At 51.7% G+C, this 18,356-nt stretch carries 14 protein-coding genes and 2 tRNA genes; 15 read left to right on the forward strand and 1 reads right to left on the reverse strand.

Annotated features, from left to right (window positions below; genetic code table 11):
• The first annotated feature begins 10 nt into the window (after positions 1-10).
• The 13 genes from BQ5456_RS06815 (at position 11) to BQ5456_RS06875 (ending at position 12,045) form a co-directional block, all read left to right on the forward strand.
• Positions 11-1,138, forward strand: a complete 1,128-nt coding sequence (locus BQ5456_RS06815) for a D-alanine--D-alanine ligase family protein (protein ID WP_071129320.1) — start codon at positions 11-13, stop codon at positions 1,136-1,138.
• A gap of 65 nt (positions 1,139-1,203) precedes the next feature.
• On the forward strand, positions 1,204-2,118 hold the full coding sequence (locus BQ5456_RS06820; protein ID WP_071129321.1) for an ATP-grasp domain-containing protein: 915 nt from the start codon (positions 1,204-1,206) through the stop codon (positions 2,116-2,118).
• A gap of 122 nt (positions 2,119-2,240) precedes the next feature.
• A tRNA-His gene (locus tag BQ5456_RS06825) sits at positions 2,241-2,316 on the forward strand.
• 202 nt (positions 2,317-2,518) lie between these two features.
• Positions 2,519-2,839, forward strand: a complete 321-nt coding sequence (gene rplU, locus BQ5456_RS06830) for a 50S ribosomal protein L21 (protein WP_071129987.1) — start codon at positions 2,519-2,521, stop codon at positions 2,837-2,839.
• A gap of 24 nt (positions 2,840-2,863) precedes the next feature.
• Entirely contained in the window at positions 2,864-3,115 is a 252-nt protein-coding gene (gene rpmA / locus BQ5456_RS06835) for a 50S ribosomal protein L27 (RefSeq protein ID WP_071129322.1), read from the forward strand.
• A gap of 112 nt (positions 3,116-3,227) precedes the next feature.
• Positions 3,228-4,748 (forward strand): GTPase ObgE, encoded by a 1,521-nt coding sequence (gene obgE, locus BQ5456_RS06840; protein ID WP_071129323.1) that lies wholly within the window; start codon positions 3,228-3,230, stop codon positions 4,746-4,748.
• 144 nt (positions 4,749-4,892) lie between these two features.
• Positions 4,893-5,510: a nicotinate-nucleotide adenylyltransferase gene (gene nadD / locus BQ5456_RS06845; protein ID WP_071129324.1), complete on the forward strand. Its 618-nt coding sequence runs from the start codon at positions 4,893-4,895 to the stop codon at positions 5,508-5,510.
• Complete coding sequence (locus BQ5456_RS06850) at positions 5,510-8,020, forward strand: hypothetical protein (protein WP_071129325.1); 2,511 nt, start codon at positions 5,510-5,512, stop codon at positions 8,018-8,020. Before nadD ends, BQ5456_RS06850 begins: the two co-directional genes overlap by 1 nt.
• A 9-nt stretch (positions 8,021-8,029) precedes the next feature.
• A complete protein-coding gene (gene rsfS / locus BQ5456_RS06855) occupies positions 8,030-8,473 on the forward strand; it encodes a ribosome silencing factor (RefSeq protein WP_071129326.1) in 444 nt (147 codons plus the stop codon).
• A gap of 7 nt (positions 8,474-8,480) precedes the next feature.
• Complete coding sequence (locus BQ5456_RS06860) at positions 8,481-9,125, forward strand: histidine phosphatase family protein (protein WP_071129327.1); 645 nt, start codon at positions 8,481-8,483, stop codon at positions 9,123-9,125.
• 136 nt (positions 9,126-9,261) lie between these two features.
• A tRNA-Ala gene (locus BQ5456_RS06865) sits at positions 9,262-9,334 on the forward strand.
• Positions 9,335-9,553: 219 nt separating this feature from the next.
• Positions 9,554-10,384 (forward strand): ABC transporter ATP-binding protein, encoded by an 831-nt coding sequence (locus BQ5456_RS06870; protein ID WP_071129328.1) that lies wholly within the window; start codon positions 9,554-9,556, stop codon positions 10,382-10,384.
• Entirely contained in the window at positions 10,369-12,045 is a 1,677-nt protein-coding gene (locus tag BQ5456_RS06875; protein ID WP_071129329.1) for a hypothetical protein, read from the forward strand. Before BQ5456_RS06870 ends, BQ5456_RS06875 begins: the two co-directional genes overlap by 16 nt.
• A 77-nt stretch (positions 12,046-12,122) precedes the next feature.
• On the opposite strand, the gene BQ5456_RS06880 is transcribed toward BQ5456_RS06875, so the two are convergent.
• Entirely contained in the window at positions 12,123-13,514 is a 1,392-nt protein-coding gene (locus BQ5456_RS06880; RefSeq protein WP_268872106.1) for a recombinase family protein, read from the reverse strand.
• A 657-nt stretch (positions 13,515-14,171) separates the two neighbouring features.
• Between BQ5456_RS06880 and BQ5456_RS06885 the strand changes: the two genes are divergently transcribed.
• Positions 14,172-16,388, forward strand: coding sequence for a YcaO-like family protein (locus BQ5456_RS06885; RefSeq protein WP_071129330.1), 2,217 nt, complete (start codon positions 14,172-14,174; stop codon positions 16,386-16,388).
• A gap of 680 nt (positions 16,389-17,068) precedes the next feature.
• The gene (locus tag BQ5456_RS06890) at positions 17,069-18,343 is read left to right on the forward strand and encodes a radical SAM/SPASM domain-containing protein (protein ID WP_071129331.1); all 1,275 of its coding nucleotides are present in this window, start codon (positions 17,069-17,071) and stop codon (positions 18,341-18,343) included.
• The last annotated feature ends 13 nt before the right edge of the window (positions 18,344-18,356 follow it).

Below are 18,356 nucleotides of genomic sequence, written 5' to 3' on the forward strand. Positions count from 1 at the left end.
AGGACAGGCTATGGCGCCAAAAGATAACAGTAAACCTCGGGTATTAGTGCTGTTCGGGGGAGAATCGGGGGAGCATGGGATTTCTTGTGCGACCGCGGCCGGGGTGGTAGAGGCCATCGACCATGACCGTTTCGAGGTAGTTACCGTTGGGATTACCCAGCAGGGTCAGTGGGTACCGGTAGATTTTAGTTCCGACCAGTTCCAGATATCCGAGGACGGGGTGGCTAAGGTTCCTGCCGCTAACCGGCAGTTATTTTTATCCCCCGGAGATGGACATGTGGTGAGCCTGCCCACCCAGTTGGGGTCAGAATTTTCCCTTGCTGATCTAGGCGGTTTCGATGTAGTGTTTCCGCTTTTGCATGGGCCCTTTGGCGAAGATGGCACTGTGCAGGGGCTGCTAGAAATGATGCATCTGCCCTATGTGGGATGCGGAGTGCTGGCTTCGGCGGCCGCGATGGACAAACCCACCACCAAGGTGCTTTTGCATGAGGCAAATCTGCCGGCAGGGAAATGGGAAACCGTGACTGCGGGACAGTGGAAACATGACCGCGCCGGGGTGCTGGAGCGCTTGGCACACCTGGGGTTGCCGGTATTTGTAAAACCAGCACGCGCCGGCTCCTCTCTCGGAATTACTAAGGTGAGTGCCGCAGCCGATATGGAGGTCGCGATTGCCAAGGCGCAGGCGGTGGATCCTCGGGTAATTGTGGAGCAAGAACTAACTGGTTTCGAGGTAGAGTGTGCGGTATTGCAAGGAGCCGATGGGCGCCCTCGTACCACCGAGCCGGGGCGGATTGCTATGCGAGATGACGTGGCATTTTATGACTATAAAACCAAGTATTTCGGGGAAGATGCCGTCAGTTTAGAGATCCCGGCGAAGATTCCCGAGCATTTAGCCTCTCAGGTGCGCGAGATTGCTGCCAAGGCCTTCGAGACCCTGGGGTGTGAAGGGCTGGCGCGGGTGGATTTCTTTGTGGATCCGGAAAAGGACTCAGTGGTAATTAACGAGGTGAACACGATGCCTGGGTTTACCCCGTTTTCTATGTACCCCAAATTATGGGAATATATGGGTATCGGGTATTCCCAGCTTATGGAGGAATTGATCTCCCTAGCGTTGGCGCGTCCGGTGGGGTTGAGATAACAAACATCGGAAAGCGGAGTTCATTTCCTAAGCTAACGAAGGACTAAACAATTAGGGTTGGAGATATGGCGAAGAAACGCGTGACCTTAGTAACTTGTGCACAGTATCCGAATTTATCCGAGGACGAGGCGGGGCTGGTTGAAGAACTGGACGCGCGCGGAGTTGATGCCCGGATTGCAGTTTGGAACGATCCCGAGGTGGATTGGGAAGAAGCGGGAGTGTGCATAATCCGTTCCGTGCGTGACTATGCCGCTCACCGGGAGGAGTTCGTGCAGTGGGCTCATCAAGTTCCCCGCTTGTTAAACCCGGCAGATGTGGTCCAATGGGCAACCGATAAACACTACTTGCTCAATCTGCAAGAGCAAGGGGTTCCGGTGATTCCTACTACCTGGTTAGAGCCAGAACAGAATCTGAATAAACATCAGGTACATACGCGTTTTCCTGCTTTCGGTGAGTTCGTAGTGAAGCCGGCGGTTTCTTCCGGAGGGCGCGAAATGGGGCGCTACGACGCGAATAACGGGATGGCACGGATGGCAGCAGTAACCCATGCCTACAGCCTGTTACAGGAAGGGCGCTCGGTTATGGTGCAGCGTTACCTGTCGGAAGTTGATGAACACGGTGAATACTCCTTGGTCTATATGAACGGAGTTTTATCGCACTCGGTAGAAAAAGCCGCTATGCTCACTAACCCGAATACCACTGAGGTGCAGGCACAAGAAACAGTTACTGGTAACCGGCAACCAAATTCCGAAGAGTGGATTTTCGGGGAAAAGGTACGATCCGCGATTCATCGCATGATTAAGGATCGCCTGGGACATGATCAACATCTGCTGTTTTTGCGGATTGATATTGTTCCTGACGGAAAAGGTTCCTATTACCTGATGGAAGTTTCGCCAGTTGACGGATCTCTTTACCTGCGCACCCGTGAGGACGGTATCGGCACTTTCGCGGACGCGATTTGTAACCGCGTTTTTTGGTAAAGCGCGATTCTTACCTGCAAAGATAGTAGGTGTGAGCGGATACATAGCCCGCAAGCGTCGCAATAATTTCATCTGACGCCCCCGGTTAGATAAAGTGGGTATTCGTCGCTATGCGATAAATGGTGGCTGTAGTTCAGTTGGTAGAACGCCTGGTTGTGGTCCAGGAGGTCGCGGGTTCGAGCCCCGTCAGCCACCCCATACGGCAACTGTTTTGCAGTTTGCCGATAGGTGGTTCAAATGATTCCTTGGGCTTGCGGTGGCAGATAACACACTGTCTGGACAGGGATTTTGTTTGAAAAACGCCGCCGGTATCGACTAGCCTAGTTAGTCGGTGCTGGTTGTTTGGAAGACCGGCTGGGTTCGGTTTTCCGGACAAAAGAAAATGTACGTGACTAAGGAAATGAGCAGCAAAGTGGTCTACGCGATCGTCAAGGCGGGCGGACGTCAAGAAAAGGTCTCCGTCGGGGATGTAGTCGTCGTCGACAAGCTGGCGGCAGAAGTTGGCGACACTGTCGATTTCAAGCCAGTGATGGTAGTTGACGGTGACAAAGTCACCTCCGACGCCGCTGATCTAGAGAAAATCAAGGTAACGGCAGAGGTCTTAGAACAGACCAAAGGACCGAAGATTCGGATTCAGAAGTTCAAGAATAAGACCGGTTATACTCGCCGCATGGGCCACCGCGCAAAGCTGACCCAGGTAAAGATCACTAAGATCGCCTAACCTCAGGCAAGAAAGGAAAAGAAAATGGCACATAAGAAAGGGCTAGGTTCCTCTTCTAACGGCCGTGACTCTAACCCGCAGTACCTGGGAATCAAGCGTTACGGTGGAGAAAGCGTAAACGCCGGAGAAATCCTGGTTCGTCAACGGGGCAGCAAATACCACCCGGGAATGAACGTGGGGATGGGTAAGGATGACACCCTCTTTGCTCTGACCGCCGGGTCGGTTGAATTTGGTCGCCGGCGCGGTCGTAAAGTCGTAAACGTAGTTTCGGCTTAACGCAAAGCTAATAGCTTAGAGGTAGCGGGGTCGCTTAGCGACCCCGCTACACTTATATAGCAACAGGTGGGCAGCTGATAATGGCTTTCAGCTTGGGCGCTAAGGAGTAATCATGGCCAGTTTTGTAGATCGAGTAAAAATCGATGTTACCGCCGGTAATGGCGGAAACGGCTGCGTCAGCGTCAGGCGCGAGAAATACAAGCCGCTGGGCGGTCCCGATGGGGGAGACGGGGGACGCGGCGGCAGCGTGTTCCTAGAAGTAGATCCCCAGTCCCACACTTTGCTCGATTATCACCACCTGCCGCATCTTAAAGCCACCAACGGCACTCCCGGAATGGGGGACAACCGTGAGGGAGCGAACGGCGAAGACCTGGTATTGCGGGTTCCGCCTGGGACGGTGGTTAAGGCTGAAGATGGCGAAATCCTCGCCGACCTGCAAGGAGTAGGTTCGCGTCTAGAGGTTGCGCGCGGGGGAACTGGCGGTAAAGGTAACGCGGCGCTGGCTACCCGCAAACGTAAAGCCCCTGGCTTTGCCCTTTTAGGTGAGGAAGGAGAATCTCGCGTTCTCATCCTAGAGCTTAAGTCTGTCGCTGATGTGGGGCTGGTTGGGTTCCCGTCCTCTGGCAAGTCTTCCCTGATCGGAGCGATTTCCGAGGCAAAACCGAAGATTGCGGATTACCCGTTCACTACCCTGGTTCCGAATCTGGGGGTAGTACAGGCAGGTGATGAGCGATTCACGGTGGCGGATGTGCCAGGTCTGATTCCGGGAGCCTCCCAAGGGAAAGGGTTAGGGCTGGATTTTCTTCGCCATATTGAACGCTGCGCGGTGCTTGCCCACGTGGTGGATTGTGCAAATATGGAGGCTGACCGCAACCCAGTCGATGATATTAAAGCCCTGGAAACTGAGCTGGCAGCCTACGAAAGTGACCTAGACGAAGTCTCCGGCTATATTCCTTTAGCTGAGCGTCCCCGGGTAATCATCCTCAACAAAATGGATATCCCCGACGCCCCCGAAATGGTAAAACTGCAGGCAAAACAGCTCGCAGAGTTCGGGTGGCCGATGTATGCGGTCTCTGCGGTCAGTGGGCGCGGCCTGGAAGCCTTAGTGTTTGCCCTGGCAGAGATGGTTATGGAGCTGCGTGAACAAGAGCCAGAAACCGAAGCTCAACCCTTGCAGGTACTGCGACCTCCAGCCGTAGGAGGAACCGGGTTTACGGTCACCGTCCAAAAGACTGGGCAAGGACCGGTGTATCAAGTGCGGGGAGAAAAACCGGAACGCTGGGTTAAGCAGACCGATTTTGCCAATGATGAGGCGATCGGGTTCCTCGCGGATCGACTTTACACCCTGGGGGTAGAAACCGAATTGACAAAACTCGGTGCTACCAGTGGGGATACCGTGGTGATTGGCCCAATGGAAGGTGGAGTAATCTTTGATTTCGAGCCTTTACAGTCGGCTGGGGCTGAACTATTGGGGGCGCGGGGACAAGATCTACGTCTAGCGGGATCCACGCGGCGCACTAACCAGGAAAGGCGCGAGCAATACCACCAAATGATGGATGGGAAAGAGGCGGCGCGCCAGAATCTGCAGGCGGAAGCGGAGGCTGGATTATGGACGGATCCTTCTGCAGATTAAGCGGCATCTTTCCCCAGGCAGCTGTTTTGCAGACAATATCTATACATAAGTCAGGAAGCGAGGTAATGGATATTAACACTCGCTCACCTTTGCTAAGATTGGAACAACCGGCGTAGCAGGCAAGCTGGCAAAAAGGGGAACTCAATGACGGTAGGCGTCGGCGTCGACGGCAGGCGCATCGGGGTAATGGGGGGAACCTTCGACCCTATTCATAATGGTCACTTGGTGGCCGCTTCCGAGGTGCAACACCGCTACGGCCTGGATGAAGTAATTTTTGTGCCCACTGCTACCCAACCATTCAAGAGGGGGCGGCGGGTAACCATCCCGGAGCACCGTTATTTAATGACTTCTATTGCCACCGCTTCCAACCCGCGTTTTACGGTTTCCCGGGTGGATATTGAACGCGGGGAAACTACCTACACGGTGGATACCTTACGTGACTTGAAACGAGAAAGACCGGGCTGTCACCTATTTTTTATTACCGGTGCCGATGCTTTGCGACAAATCATGGATTGGAAAAACGCTGAGGAACTGTTCCAGTTGGCGCGATTTGTGGGGGTAACCCGCCCCGGTCACCGCTGGGGAAACACTGATAAGTTACCTGCTGAACGGGTATCACTGTTAGAGGTGCCCGCGATGGCAATTTCTTCTACCGATATTCGGCAGCGGGTGGCCTCCGAGGCTCCAATCTGGTATTTAACTCCAGATGGGGTGGTGCAATATATTGCGAAATACGGTCTTTATCGAGAGGATGGCAAGTAATGAGTGAGTCAGACTTTCCCTCCCGCGCCCTAGAGCAGCAGGCGTATTCGCCGATTTCTAAATACGGGCAGATTTCCATTGCCGAGCAACTGGCGCGCCTGGAGGAGATTCGCACCGGAGGGCATCGCCCGAGCTATCGACCGGAGGCGCCTTCCCCGGAATCACAATGGGGACAAATCCAAGAGGGGTTTAGCCAGGTAGAGAGCGATTTATCATGGCAGTTGCGGCAGATTCCCCCGGATGAACCCCGCCATCCCCAGCGTCCCCTCAGTCCTGACCAGGATGGACGTAGCTGGGTGCAGGAGTACCGCGACAAACAGCGGATGCGTAAAGTCGCGCAGGAGGCGCGGGCACAAGCCGAGGCAGATTTGCAGCGACTGCTGAAAGAGCGCGAGGAAGCACAGGCGCGGGCGCAAGAACAGGAACGTTTGGCCGCTGAGGCAGCGGAGCGTTTGCGTAAGTTAGAGGAGGCCGAGCAAGAGACACTGCGCACTGCCGCCCGAAATCAGCAACGCCGCGAACAGCGAGTTTTAGATGCTCAGGTGGAGGCAGCAAAAAGCGAAGCCGAAAAAATGGCGGAGCTGCTGGAATCTTTCCAAAATCCTCAGGTTGCCCCGAGTAAACCCGATGTAACCGAGCGCCCGGCGGCGGCAGAGCCCGCGGTTCCGATTGCGCACGCGCCCGCTTATGAGCAGGTCGCGGTGAAACCGGCTGTAGCGCCTACCGCGCCGGCGGTAGCTGAGAGAGTGGCTCCGCAAGCGCCAACCACGCCAACACCCGCCCTACCGCAGTCCCTACCGCAGGTATCTACATCTCCGGCGCCACTACCTGCAGTTTCCAGGCAAAGCTCCCAGGGTGTCCCGCAGGTACAGCCAGTTTCGGGACAGCCGCGAACCTCTTCCCGTATTTTTGCTGATCCGCACGGTGCTACGGGTCTGAAACCAACTTCTAAGCCTGCTGCTAGCAGCTTTGCGCAATCAGATGCGGCAGTTGGAGGCAAGCTCGATGGTGACTCGACACAACCGATTAAAGTAAGTCCGATTGATTCTTTAGCCGATGCTGCTGATGATCGCGCTTTGGCAGATCAACTAGCCTTAGCCTCGGGGGCAAGGCCGGTATCGCCACCGGCTTTCATGCCGGCACCGGCTACCGCTGCTCCCCGTAAACCCGCTCCCAGTACCCTGCCTGCGCGGTACGAGGCGCCAGCCGCGCACTCTTCCCAGCAACGGGGTGGCACTCCCCAATATCCTGCCGGTTCGGCGACCACTGTTCAGCGTCTACAGCAACCAGCTAATGTAACTACCCAGGTCAACGCCCCTGCCGGAATGGAGATTAAAGGTGAAAGTGCAGGGGGTGCTCCTGTAAGCATAGCTGCAGCAGGAGCTGGGTCTGCCGCCGAGTTATTCCAGCAGGCTTTGGCACAAACTCGTTTGGGCGGGGCAAATACTGCCATCCCTGCGGATACTGCTACAGCGATTGCCGCGAACTTGACGGCTCCGGTACCGGCTCTCCAAGCAGCACCCTCACCGACAGTAGCCGCCACGGCAGCGCGGGTATCATCAGCTCAGTTGTCGGGAGCTTCCTTAGCGCCGCGCACCGGCAGTTTGGCGGGGCAAAGTGGCAACCAGGTTTCCCCCCGTCCGGCTCCTGCCCCTCCGGCTACAAGTATGCGACAGGCACCGGAGGCTACCTTTCCCCCTGCTGCCGCGCAATCAGCCTCGATAGTGCAACCGGCTTCTGCGCAGATTCCGGTTGTAGGGCAGGCAACACCGTTAACTCAAAGCACTATAGCTGTGGCTCCTACCTCCGGGCAGCCGGTTCCCACGGTTCAGCCCGCGGTTACCGCCAAACCTGCTGCTCCCGTACAACCACAGCATCCTGCGCCTTCTCCACTAGCAGCTCCTGCCGGAAGCCAGGGGCTGCAAATGAATCCGATGGCTGTACCTGCCGTGGCTCCGGCGTCTATTATTGAGGCTCCTGCAAGCCCGGCACCTGTAGGGGCTGCCCCGGCTGCAACCGCACCTACTGGTGGGCAGCTGGCGCCCGCTCCTTCGGCAGCTCCGGAGGCTGTGGCTCCGGCGGTTACAGCGCTTACAGCACCCGCATCGGAAACTGTACCCGCGCAGGTAGCAACTCCAGCGCCAGTAACTACAGAGGCGCCCTCGGGAAGTGAAAGGAGCGCTTCGCCAGCTACCTCCGACAGCGAGGAGCCTGCTGGGGAGGAAAAAACCCGGTGGTGGCAGCGGAAGCGAAAAGCAAAAAAAGCTGAGGCCCCGGAGCAGGAGGACACTCGCTACGGGGCATCGCTAGAATCCCCTGAAGACCAGGGCGAGGAAGAACCGCTAACGTTTATCCAGACCTTCTTGCGTTGGACGTTACGGTTGTCAATCTTGCTGATTATCGCTTTGGGAATGGTGCTGACCATGGATCGTCCGGTTATTTCTCAGACAATGGGGCAGGATATGGTGCAACCCGGTATCGTAGATGGGGTAAGCGTTTTACAGATATAGGAGTTCTTCTTGGTCGATAAGCCTGACCCACGCAAACTAGCAGAGATAGCCGCCAAGGCTGCCGCCAGCAAGCTGGCAACTGATGTGGTGGCGATTGATGTTCACGAGCAAACCATCATTACTGATATTTTTGTGATCTGCTCTGGGGATAATCCGCGGCAAGTGCGGGCAATCATGAACGAGATTGACCATGCCTGTCACGATTGCGGTGCCGACCCGCTGACCATCGAGGGCAATGACGAGTTTCGCTGGGTGCTAATGGAACTGCCGGGGGTAATTGTTCATATTTTCCTAGCTGAAGAGCGAGAATACTATGGTCTGGAACGTCTATGGAATGACTGCCCACGCATAGATTTACCAGATTTGGAGGAGGCCGCTCAGGTGGGGAGGGCGCAGGCGCAATCTCCGGACGCGCAGCAGGACGCTGAAAATATGATTGTTAGTTTAGAGTAGGCGATTCATGGCTACTAAGATTGTTTTTTGGCGACACGGTCAAACCGACTATAACCTGCAAGGACGGGTGCAAGGACAGGTTGATATTCCTCTTAATGAGGCGGGTGTCGCCCAAGCTGAGGCGGCGGCGAAAGAACTGGTGAAAATGAATCCGCAGCGGATTATCTGTTCGGATTTGCGACGCGCTCAGGCAACTGCCCAGGCGCTGGCTAATATATGTGGCCAGGAGGTTGAACCGCTGCCCGATGAACGGTTACGAGAACGGGCATTCGGAGATTTCGAGGGATTGTCCGCGAAAGAATTAAAGGCACGTTTTGCGCCGCGTTATGAGGAGTGGCGAGCTACCGGAGAATGCCCGGTGGCGGGAGTAGAGTCGCGTGCGGAAGTGGGCTCGCGGGTCGCTAAATGCGTGCTTGAATATTTTGAGCAGGTTGAAGGCACGTTAGTGGTGGTTTCCCACGGTTCGGCGCTTACCCAAGGGCTGGTGAAGATTCTGGGATTGGATCCAGTTGCCTGGCAAGGGTTGCGCGGTTTAGATAACTGCCACTGGTCTACGTTGATTCCTTATTCGCGTGAACCCGGATGGCGTTTGGTCTCCCATAATCTCGGGGTGGCGGATCCTGCTGGTGCGGCGCTGCCTTCCCTGGCTTAATCACTTTTGGGGTGGTTTACGCTGGTTCGGGGTGGGTATGTCGCAATACACAGGCTAAAGATTTGAAGTTGAGGCACCCGGTTAGTTAGAGTTATTTGGTGCCTACCGAGCAGCATTGCGAAGGTAGAAATAGCTTGGGGCTATAGCGCAGTTGGTAGCGCGCTTCCATGGCATGGAAGAGGTCGCGGGTTCGATTCCCGCTAGCTCCACTACGAGCACACTGAGTTGATACAATTTCGCAAAACTAGGGTTTTGCGCAAAGGTGCGCGCAAAATTTGAAAACGCGCGCAAAATCTAAAGCTCCTGCTCGCAGACGTAAAAATAGGGCTGACTACCTGAACGGTGGTCAGCCCTTTTGTTTTGGGTATTAACCCAGAATCCGTCTGTCGCACAGTTGGCGATTGGGGGGGGGCTGTTAGTCTTTACTCATGGAACATGAACTCCCCAAATCTAAGCTGGATTCACTAGAAAAACCGGAGAGGCTCGCACCAGAACCCGCGGGGATAGTTAATGCGATAGATGCTCAGGACGTGGTGAAACTCTACGGCAATAACCTTGCCTTAGATCATCTTTATCTGCAAATACCGGCTGGTTCATTTTTCGGGCTGGTAGGTCCTAATGGGGCTGGAAAATCCACGTTTCTGTCTATCGCTACCGGTCTTTTAGAGCCTGATAGAGGCACAGTTTTCATTAATGGCATCAGTATGTGGGATGAACCGGTAGCGGCAAAGGGAGCGTTGGGGGTATTACCTGATGGGATGCATATGTTTGACCGTCTCAGCGGGATTGAACACTTAACATTTGTCGCTCAGCTGCGCGGTCTTGATAAACAGAGTGCAATTCAGCGCTCCCGTTCACTTTTGCAAACATTTGAACTGCCGCTAGATAAAAAGAAAACGATAAGCGAATACTCAACCGGTATGCGCAAGAAAATCGGTTTAGCTTTAGCGCTGGTAACCTCCCCGCGCCTAGTGGTTTTGGACGAACCTTTTGAAGCGGTCGATCCGGTTTCGGCAAACACCCTACAACAGGTGTTAAAAGAATATGTGAAGCGAGGGGGAACAGTAGTGTTATCTTCCCACGTGATGGCGACCGTGGAATCATTATGTACCCATGTGGCAGTGATTAATCAGGGTCGTATTCTGGTGTCCGGAACCACCGAAGAAGTCGCGGCAGGGCAAGACCTCAACTCGCGCTTCCTACAGTTGGTAGGGGGACATCAGCAATGCGAAGGAGACCTGTCATGGTTGGGACGTTAATCCGGTTAAACCTGCGTTTGCAAACCAAACAGTTCACTAAACAGTGGTGGCGAATAGTCCTCGGTGTCCTAGCTATCATCTACGTGGCATTTATATTACTTGGGGTGGCAATCGGCTTTTGGCAAGCAGGTCGCGCGGGGCTTACCGCTCCGATTCAAATCTATTACGCGCTGCTTATCGTCCTGATTTGGATGATGATGGTATCGGCATCGGTAGCTGGTGAACAAAGCCTGACCCCCCAGGCGTTAAGCCCCTATATCGGCCCTACCCGGCGCTCAGCCTACGGATTGCTCGCGGCTAATATCGTCAGTGTTTCCTCTTGTATAGTTTTCGTTATCTACGAGGTGTCGCTGGCGGGGTGGCTAGCTGCCGGTAGCCTTGGTGCGAGTGTGCTTACCGTTCTAAGTGGGCTGCTAGGGGTATTTTTGATTGCAGCGCTCACTCAGATATTGCAAACTCGGTTGGTGTCGCGATTAACTGCCAAGCGCGCTAGCTCTCGCCAGCTTTTTACCGGTATCGGTATGCTGGTGGTAATCGCTTTGGGATACTTGCTAGTGACTATGATTCAGCATTGGTTTGCCGATAGTGGTGGCGCAACCGCGTTTTTCCCGCTGCTGGTGCAAAAACTGACTGGAAGCACGGCGCAGATTTTTTGGTATTTCTTGGCACTTACTCCGCTTGCTCCTTTCCTGCTTGCTCCTTTCGTGATGGCTCACTTTTATTGGGGGCTGGCGCTCTCCCTCGCCTCTACCTGCTTTTATGGAGTTCTAATCTTGAGGGCGTGGCCGAAGGTTTTTGCGAATGCTCTAATGGGGCGGGGGCAGGTTTTAGCGGAAGTATCCGCTGCCAAGAACTTAGATGCGTCCTTTAACGAAAATGGTGAGGACGTCTGGAGGATTCCTCTGTTAGCTCGAGTGTTACCCCTGTCGCCGGTAGGGCAGATTCATTGGGCAAGAATAAGTTATTACCAGCGAAAAGACCCGCGCCAAATTATTTCCCTATCTTCGATACTGTATGTGGCAGTTATTTTTGGGATTATGTTGTGGGCAAACCATCCCTCGGGAGAAATGGTTTTTTGGGCGTTGAACGGAACTATTTTGCTGGTAGCGGTGACGGCCGCAACTGCGCTGCTGAATATGTGGTCCAATGATTCTTCCGCCTACTGGTATCAGATTATTGGCGGGGTTGCCGGTAAAACTGACAGAACCGTGCGTGTTGGGGTTCTTGCTAGCTATCAACTTCCGGTAATGGTGGCGATTACTTTGATTTTTGGTTTAGCGCTGAAAATGGACACCTCCGCGATTTTGAAATCTGTCTTTTTAGCCTGCTGCTACCTGTTAGTGGCTTTGGGCGCAAATTCTTTGATTTCTACGGTAGTTACTATCCCCGGTCCGGCGCCGGGACAGTCGGCTCTGCGTAATAATTCGGGAGGAAGTGGGAAATCTGTGCTGGCTACCATGGTCTCCTCAATGGCGGCGTTATTGCTGTGTGCTCTCCCTTCGGGATTAATTGTGTTGGTCTGCGTCCTTTTGGATACCTCTTGGGTTTCGCTCTTGATAGCTGCCCTCATTACCGCTGCGGTGCTGGTGGGGGGAATCTACGGCGGCGGAAAACTGTTAGAACGCTTCCAGGTGCGTAATCTACGCCGAGTGATGGCGTGACCAAAACATATATATAGCGGGGAGTAAACTAATAACGCCCAGATAGGCGTGATTTGCGGGTTAATACCTAAAAGGTATTAACCCTCTATTTTGGTGCCGTCAGCAAAGATTATGCTAGCCTCGCCTGTTGGTGTGATTTCGATGCGCTGGCAAAGCGCACGCAGGGTTGCCAGGTCAAAGTCTTGGCTGAGGGTGGCGTTTTGGATGGTTTTCTTAAACCTAGTCAGTTTGACTTTGATGCCGTGGCGGCGCTCAATTTCTACCTGAGTTGTTTCGTAGGCGGTGATGGCTTCACGTTGGCGAGTTTTGAGCTGGGTGAAGCACTCTTGGTAGTCGTCTTGGTTTTGGGAGTGATGAGCGTTGTGGGTGATGGCTTGGTTGATGAGCCTGGTAGTTACCTCGATTTCACTTGCTTGCTGTAAGGCTTGTTCTTCCAAATCGGTGGTGTCTGATGTGGTGGTAATCAGGTAGTCCCAGTCGATGAGCTGCTGGTTTTTGATGAGCTTGGCGAGCGCTGTTTGGAAGATTGCTTGCAGCTGATTATCGCGTAGTACGGGCATTTTCTTTGGGTGAGGAACTGTGAATTTCTCGTTGCATTGCCAGATGATAGCCCGGTATTTATCAGTGGAGTGCCAGGTTTTGCTGCCATAGGCTGAGCCGCAGTGGGTACAGTAAACCTTGCCTGTGAACACTCGCTCGCGCCGGCCGTTACCTCGAGCCGCGAATTCCGCTTGGGTGAGTTCCCACGTTTCAGGGTCGATGATGGCTGGGTGGGAGTCGGTCACGTAATACTGGGGCACTTCGCCGTGATTGGGTTTGACCTCTTTGGTCAAGAAATCCACAGTATAGGATTTTTGTAGCAGAGCATCGCCTTTATATTTCTCGTTGGTGAGGATGGATTGGATGGTGGTGTGGCTCCATTTGTGTTTACGCCGTGGGGTTAGTAGTCCGTCCGCTTCCAATGATGCCGCGATTTGGGGGATGCTCATGCCTTCGAGGTAGTGGCGGTAGATCCGGCGCACGATTTCGGCTTGCTCAGGATTGATGACAGGCTCGCCGTTCTCGCCGCGATCGTAGCCGAGAAAGTTACCGTAGGGCATATAAACTTTGCCGTCTTGGAAACGCTTCCTGTGACCCCACGTGACGTTCTCGGAGATAGATCTGGATTCTTCTTGGGCAAGGCTGGACATGATGGTGATGAGCAGTTCGCCTTTGGAATCGAGTGTCCAGATGTTTTCTTTCTCGAAAAACACCTCCACACCTTTATCCTTCAACTTCCTCACCGTTGTGAGGGAGTCGACGGTGTTGCGAGCAAACCGGGAGACGCTTTTGGTGACGATCAAGTCGATTCTTCCTGAGAGAGCGTCAGCTATCATGCGGTTGAATCCCTCCCGGTGTTTCGTGGAAGTGCCAGAGATTCCCTCGTCAGTGTAAATAGCAACGTATTGCCAGCCGTCGTGGTTTTTGATGTAGTGCTCGTAATAATCACTACGGAAGAATCAATGATCCGGCAGAAGAATGTGGAGCAACCTTTGCGCGGGAGGAGTAACTTTTTCGCGGCACGGCTTTCGTGGGGTAAAGCCCGCTCCAAAATTCGTAGACAGAAAATCCATTAGTGATGTGCTCCGATCATTTGCGACCAAACCAATGCCTTCCGACTCAAGTCTGTAATCGGCATTTTGGCTTGTTATCAGGCGGAAAAGCCTGCTTGCACCGTCGCCCTCGAGCCGAACATTTTGTATCATCTTCAGCAGCTACATAACTAACACTGATGCCCCGGTCTTGTGCCGGGGCATCAGTGTTTTCAGCCCGGGAATCGAACCCGGGAGGGCTGGCGCGGGGAGGTTGCGGACGCGGGTTGAGCGTTCGTCCGCGTCAGTGGTTTTCGGGGGCTGTGCTCCGAAAACCCTTGCTGGTGCGCAGCACCGCCGATTCCCGCTAGCTCCACTTCGTTGCTGCAACACTTCATGTTGGTTGCACTAAATTGAAGCCCTAGATTTAGCCCCTAATGTCGGAATGTTATTTAGCTCTTATTTGAGTTAATAACCGTTGAAATTATGAGGTTCAGCAATGCCAACGAGTAACCTAATTCCGGGATAGTATCCACCTCTTGGAGGGAACAAATAATGAGTCTGCATGTCGAGTCTTTCACGAGAGAATCGTGGAACAAATTGAAGAATATATATCCCATTATGGTGGCAGGGGTTTCCTTATCAGCAGACAATAAAAGTATCACTTTCTCTGGTTTAGATGAAACTATCGTCATTGAAGCGTTCCCATATCTCTGGCAAATAATTGAGCAGTGCGATGGTCGAAACTCAGTGGCAGACATATCGAGAAAAATAAAAATTGAGAAGAAACTGGTATCTGCTGCTGTAAATGATTTGATGGATTTAGGTCTCGCATACGATTCTCGAGAGCAGTACTTACATTTTCATAAAATTTCAAATAATCCTGCGCGATTTTGGCGTGATCTAACTTCGACAGATATTGCTAACCACGTAAATAGCCGGAAAGTACCGGTAAAGAACGGAACCAGATTCCCGTTTAAATCCCACAAGCAGTCCAGTATATATCGTCTTGGGTCTCAAAGAACAAGCGTTAGAAGTTACAGTGATAAGAAACTGGATATTGAAACCTTAGGTTCTATTTTAGCTGATGGGTATTCTTCAGAAATCTGTCCAGTACCTTCAGGTGGCGCCTTATTCCCGTTGAAGCTTTTCGTAATCGTGACTAGGAATCAACATGATTTTCCTGCCGGTTACTACGAGTACGACTGTGATCGTGAGGAGATTGTTCTTTATGACCAAAAGATTGATCTCGAACAAATCAAATACATCTACGACAGTGAAACTATCCCTTTCGAGGCCCCGATTTTGATTGTAATCGCAGGAGATTTGTCTCGACAGCCGTATAAATATGGCAATCGAGGATACCGATTTACGCTTATGGAATGTGGCGCGGTAGCGCAAAACATTACCCTTTCATGCGTAGAACAGGGGTTGGGGAGTTGTGAGTTAGGTGGTGCCCTTGACGATCCGTTAAAGAAGGAACTAAAACTAGGGGATCAGGTTTTTCCCCTGTTGAGCATTGCCCTTGGTTATGAATCAGACGAGAAGGTTGAAGATTCCTATGACCTTCTTTATAAGTTAGACACCACAATGGTGGGGTACAAAAAAATTGTTCGTAAAGTAGATGTAGTACAAGATATTCAGGCCGATGGATTTTTCTTTGCCTCCGGACTGGCAAATGTTGTTTCTGGAGAAGATGCGAAGAGCTCGTATTCAAATCGTTTTTCCTTCGGTGTCGCCAATTCGATTGCGATGGCAAAAGTCAAAGCAATCGCTGAAGCATATGAACGGTATCAAAGCGGGCGAATCCGAGTAGATTATTCAGGGACAGCAAATAGCATTACGATTCCTTGGATTAATCCAACTGATTTTGTCCCGATGACTACTCTGCAACGACAAAAACTCAATTTGCAAAAGTTCTCTGAGGAGAAGCCGTATCAATGGGTGTCAGGTAAACGTTATTCGGACATGCAGGAAGTTCTTATGCCAATTGACATGGTATTTTACCCAATTGATGACAAAAAACTTGGCAGAAAATTACTGTGCGATTCCAATTCCTCTGGCGTGGCAGCTTCCACCACATTTGTTGATGCTGAGACTCGGGCATTACTTGAATTAATCGAGCGCGATGCAATTATGCGATGCTGGTTTGAACAAAGTCCTCCGCCGAGACTTTCTACTGATTATCTTACTGAACACTGGTTAAGAAGAGTTCGTCACTGGGAAAATGAAGATCGCAACGTCCACGTCCTTGATCACAGTATTAGTGGGGTTGACATCATCCAAGTAATAATCGAGGGAAGACATTTTCCTGCGTTTGCGAATGGCGCATCGGCGGTTATTCGAAATGACAACTCAAGCTATCTTGGGGCGCTGAGGAAAGCTTTTCAAGAAGCCGAGTTTGCTTTGTTAAGCGCAATCCAAGTCGGCAGAAGACGTTCACGAAGGAGAGAAACAGTTCGCGATCCCATACATCATGCGGAATACTATTCAAGTTTCAAACACGCAGGGCAGATTTCATGGTTGTGGAGTGGAGATTATCTTGACAAGCGGTTAGCAGATAATACTTACGCTGACGAATTGAAACGTCAGAAAGAAATCATCACCGTTAATCTTTCTGATACATCGCTTCCTTTATGGGTAGTCAGAGTCTTTAGCCCCACACTAATACCGATAAATTTTGGTTTCGGTAACGACTATGTGCTGCACCCTGAAATTGAAAACCTAAAATATTGCGAACAGAGCCAATCGCTACCGCACTATTTTGCGTAGATTGAAGTATCATTTGAGATATCGGGCATGCACGAGTGCGCAAGTCTCAGACTCGACATACGACCACGAGAAGGAGCCTGTAAAATGAACCATCGTCTACGAATTTTAAAGATTAAATCAAGAGAGAGTAAAGTATCTAAACGTCTTGCTACAGGAGCGGCAAAAACCGGTCGCAATACTTGCCAAAAGTGCAGTTCATAACTAACACTCAAAGTGGTGAGATTGCCCTGCTCTTTGAAAGTTGGTGCGAGTGTGCTTGTTGCGGGTTAAGTAAGTATTTGAGCTAATCCTCGAACGTAGATTTCGCTGTCGCTCGCGTCCTCTCAAATGTTTACTATCCAATGAATGGATTGCGGTTCCTAGCGATTATTCACGATTAGTGTGCTCAACACCACCCCTAGGGTCGGGACATACCCTCTGATTCTGATCACGTTGTGCAGGTTTATGCCAGGCATGACCGCTCATCCACCACAACATGATTATCGATAGAAAAAATTTGCTGACCCACACAAAAAATTTGCGCGTTCAACATATTCAAGGCACGCCGAATGCAGGACATCGTGGTAGGAAACCGTTATGATTGAGCGGGAAAGGAGGGAGTGTCATGGAACAAATTAACTGTTCATCCAAAGATACTGTAGCTGCGTGTGATTACAGCGATACACCGGACGGATGGGACAATGAAGCCGGATGGTGAGACTAACCTGCAGACGAGGGTATTGGGGGATGAAGGGTCATTCCCAACAAATCTGAATTCCCATTCTTTCAAATTCTGTGGAGAAAACTATATCTTCGATGGAGACTCTGGAGGCCTGTTTGTGGTAGGGAATAAGTCCCTGCCACCGATGCAAACTTCTTCCAGAAAGAAACGGCAAAAGAATTTTATATGTGAGCCCATGATGCGTTCGCTGACGCTTTTCGTTGCCGAAGGTTGCAATTTGCGCTGTAAGTATTGTTATGAGGGAGTCCAGGATAGGCGTAATATGCCTTTAGATACAGCGATGAAGGCAGTTGAATATCTCTCCGAGCATGCTGTCCAAGGTTCGATGTTGGGCATTGAGTTCTTTGGTGGCGAGCCTCTTTTGGCCTATGGATTGATCGAACAGATTGTTCGGTACTGTTCATCAAAGCAAAACTTTAAGTATCGATTCTCTTTGACCACCAATGGGACTTTACTTACACCTGAGAAATTTGATCTTTTGGGGCGTCCAGATTTCTTTGTTTCCGTGAGCCTTGATGGGCCAAAGGAGATCCATGACGGTCAGCGACGCACTCGATCTGGAAAGCCTACACATTGTCGCATCATACGGAATATACGACAGTTTCAGCAGGAAGGTAAGCGAATAGGCGCGCGTGCGACTTGGTTGCCCGGTTCTGGATTAGGGATTGTTGAGTTACACAAGTATTTGCTTGATATGGGATTCCAATCGGTTCGTGTTGAACCGGCTTATTCAGATTTTCGTGATTTGAGCGACTATCAGGAATGGGAATCGCAGGTGCATAGTTTGATAACATGGGTTTCTTCTTTGGCTGATGAAGGACGGTACGAAACGATACGTAAGCTCTCCTATTCCTGGAGTGTCCTGAAGCGTATTCACTTTGCGGCGAAGCGCTGTCTTATATGCGCCACTAAACCTACGAAGTTAGCGGTAAATGTGGACGGCGATGTTTATGCCTGCCATAGGTTGGCTTTTGACGGGAATTATTCTCTAGGTAGTTTACACACTTACATAGAGTTGCGGCCTACTTTCGTTTGGGAGATTGATGCCTCTCCCTGCACCTGCTGCTGGGCAAAGTCACTTTGTCTTGGTGGCTGTCCCGTTTCTGGTTTAGGTAATTATTTTGGGCGTGGAAAAGTATTCTGTGAGTCCAACAAGAAAATATATGAGTCCTGGCTAAAACTGTACGTTTCCATATACAAATCAGGAAAAATTAGGTTACTTTTTAGGCAATAAATATGAAGTCTCC

The organism is Varibaculum massiliense, assembly GCF_900106855.1.
GTDB lineage: Bacteria > Actinomycetota > Actinomycetes > Actinomycetales > Actinomycetaceae > Varibaculum > Varibaculum massiliense.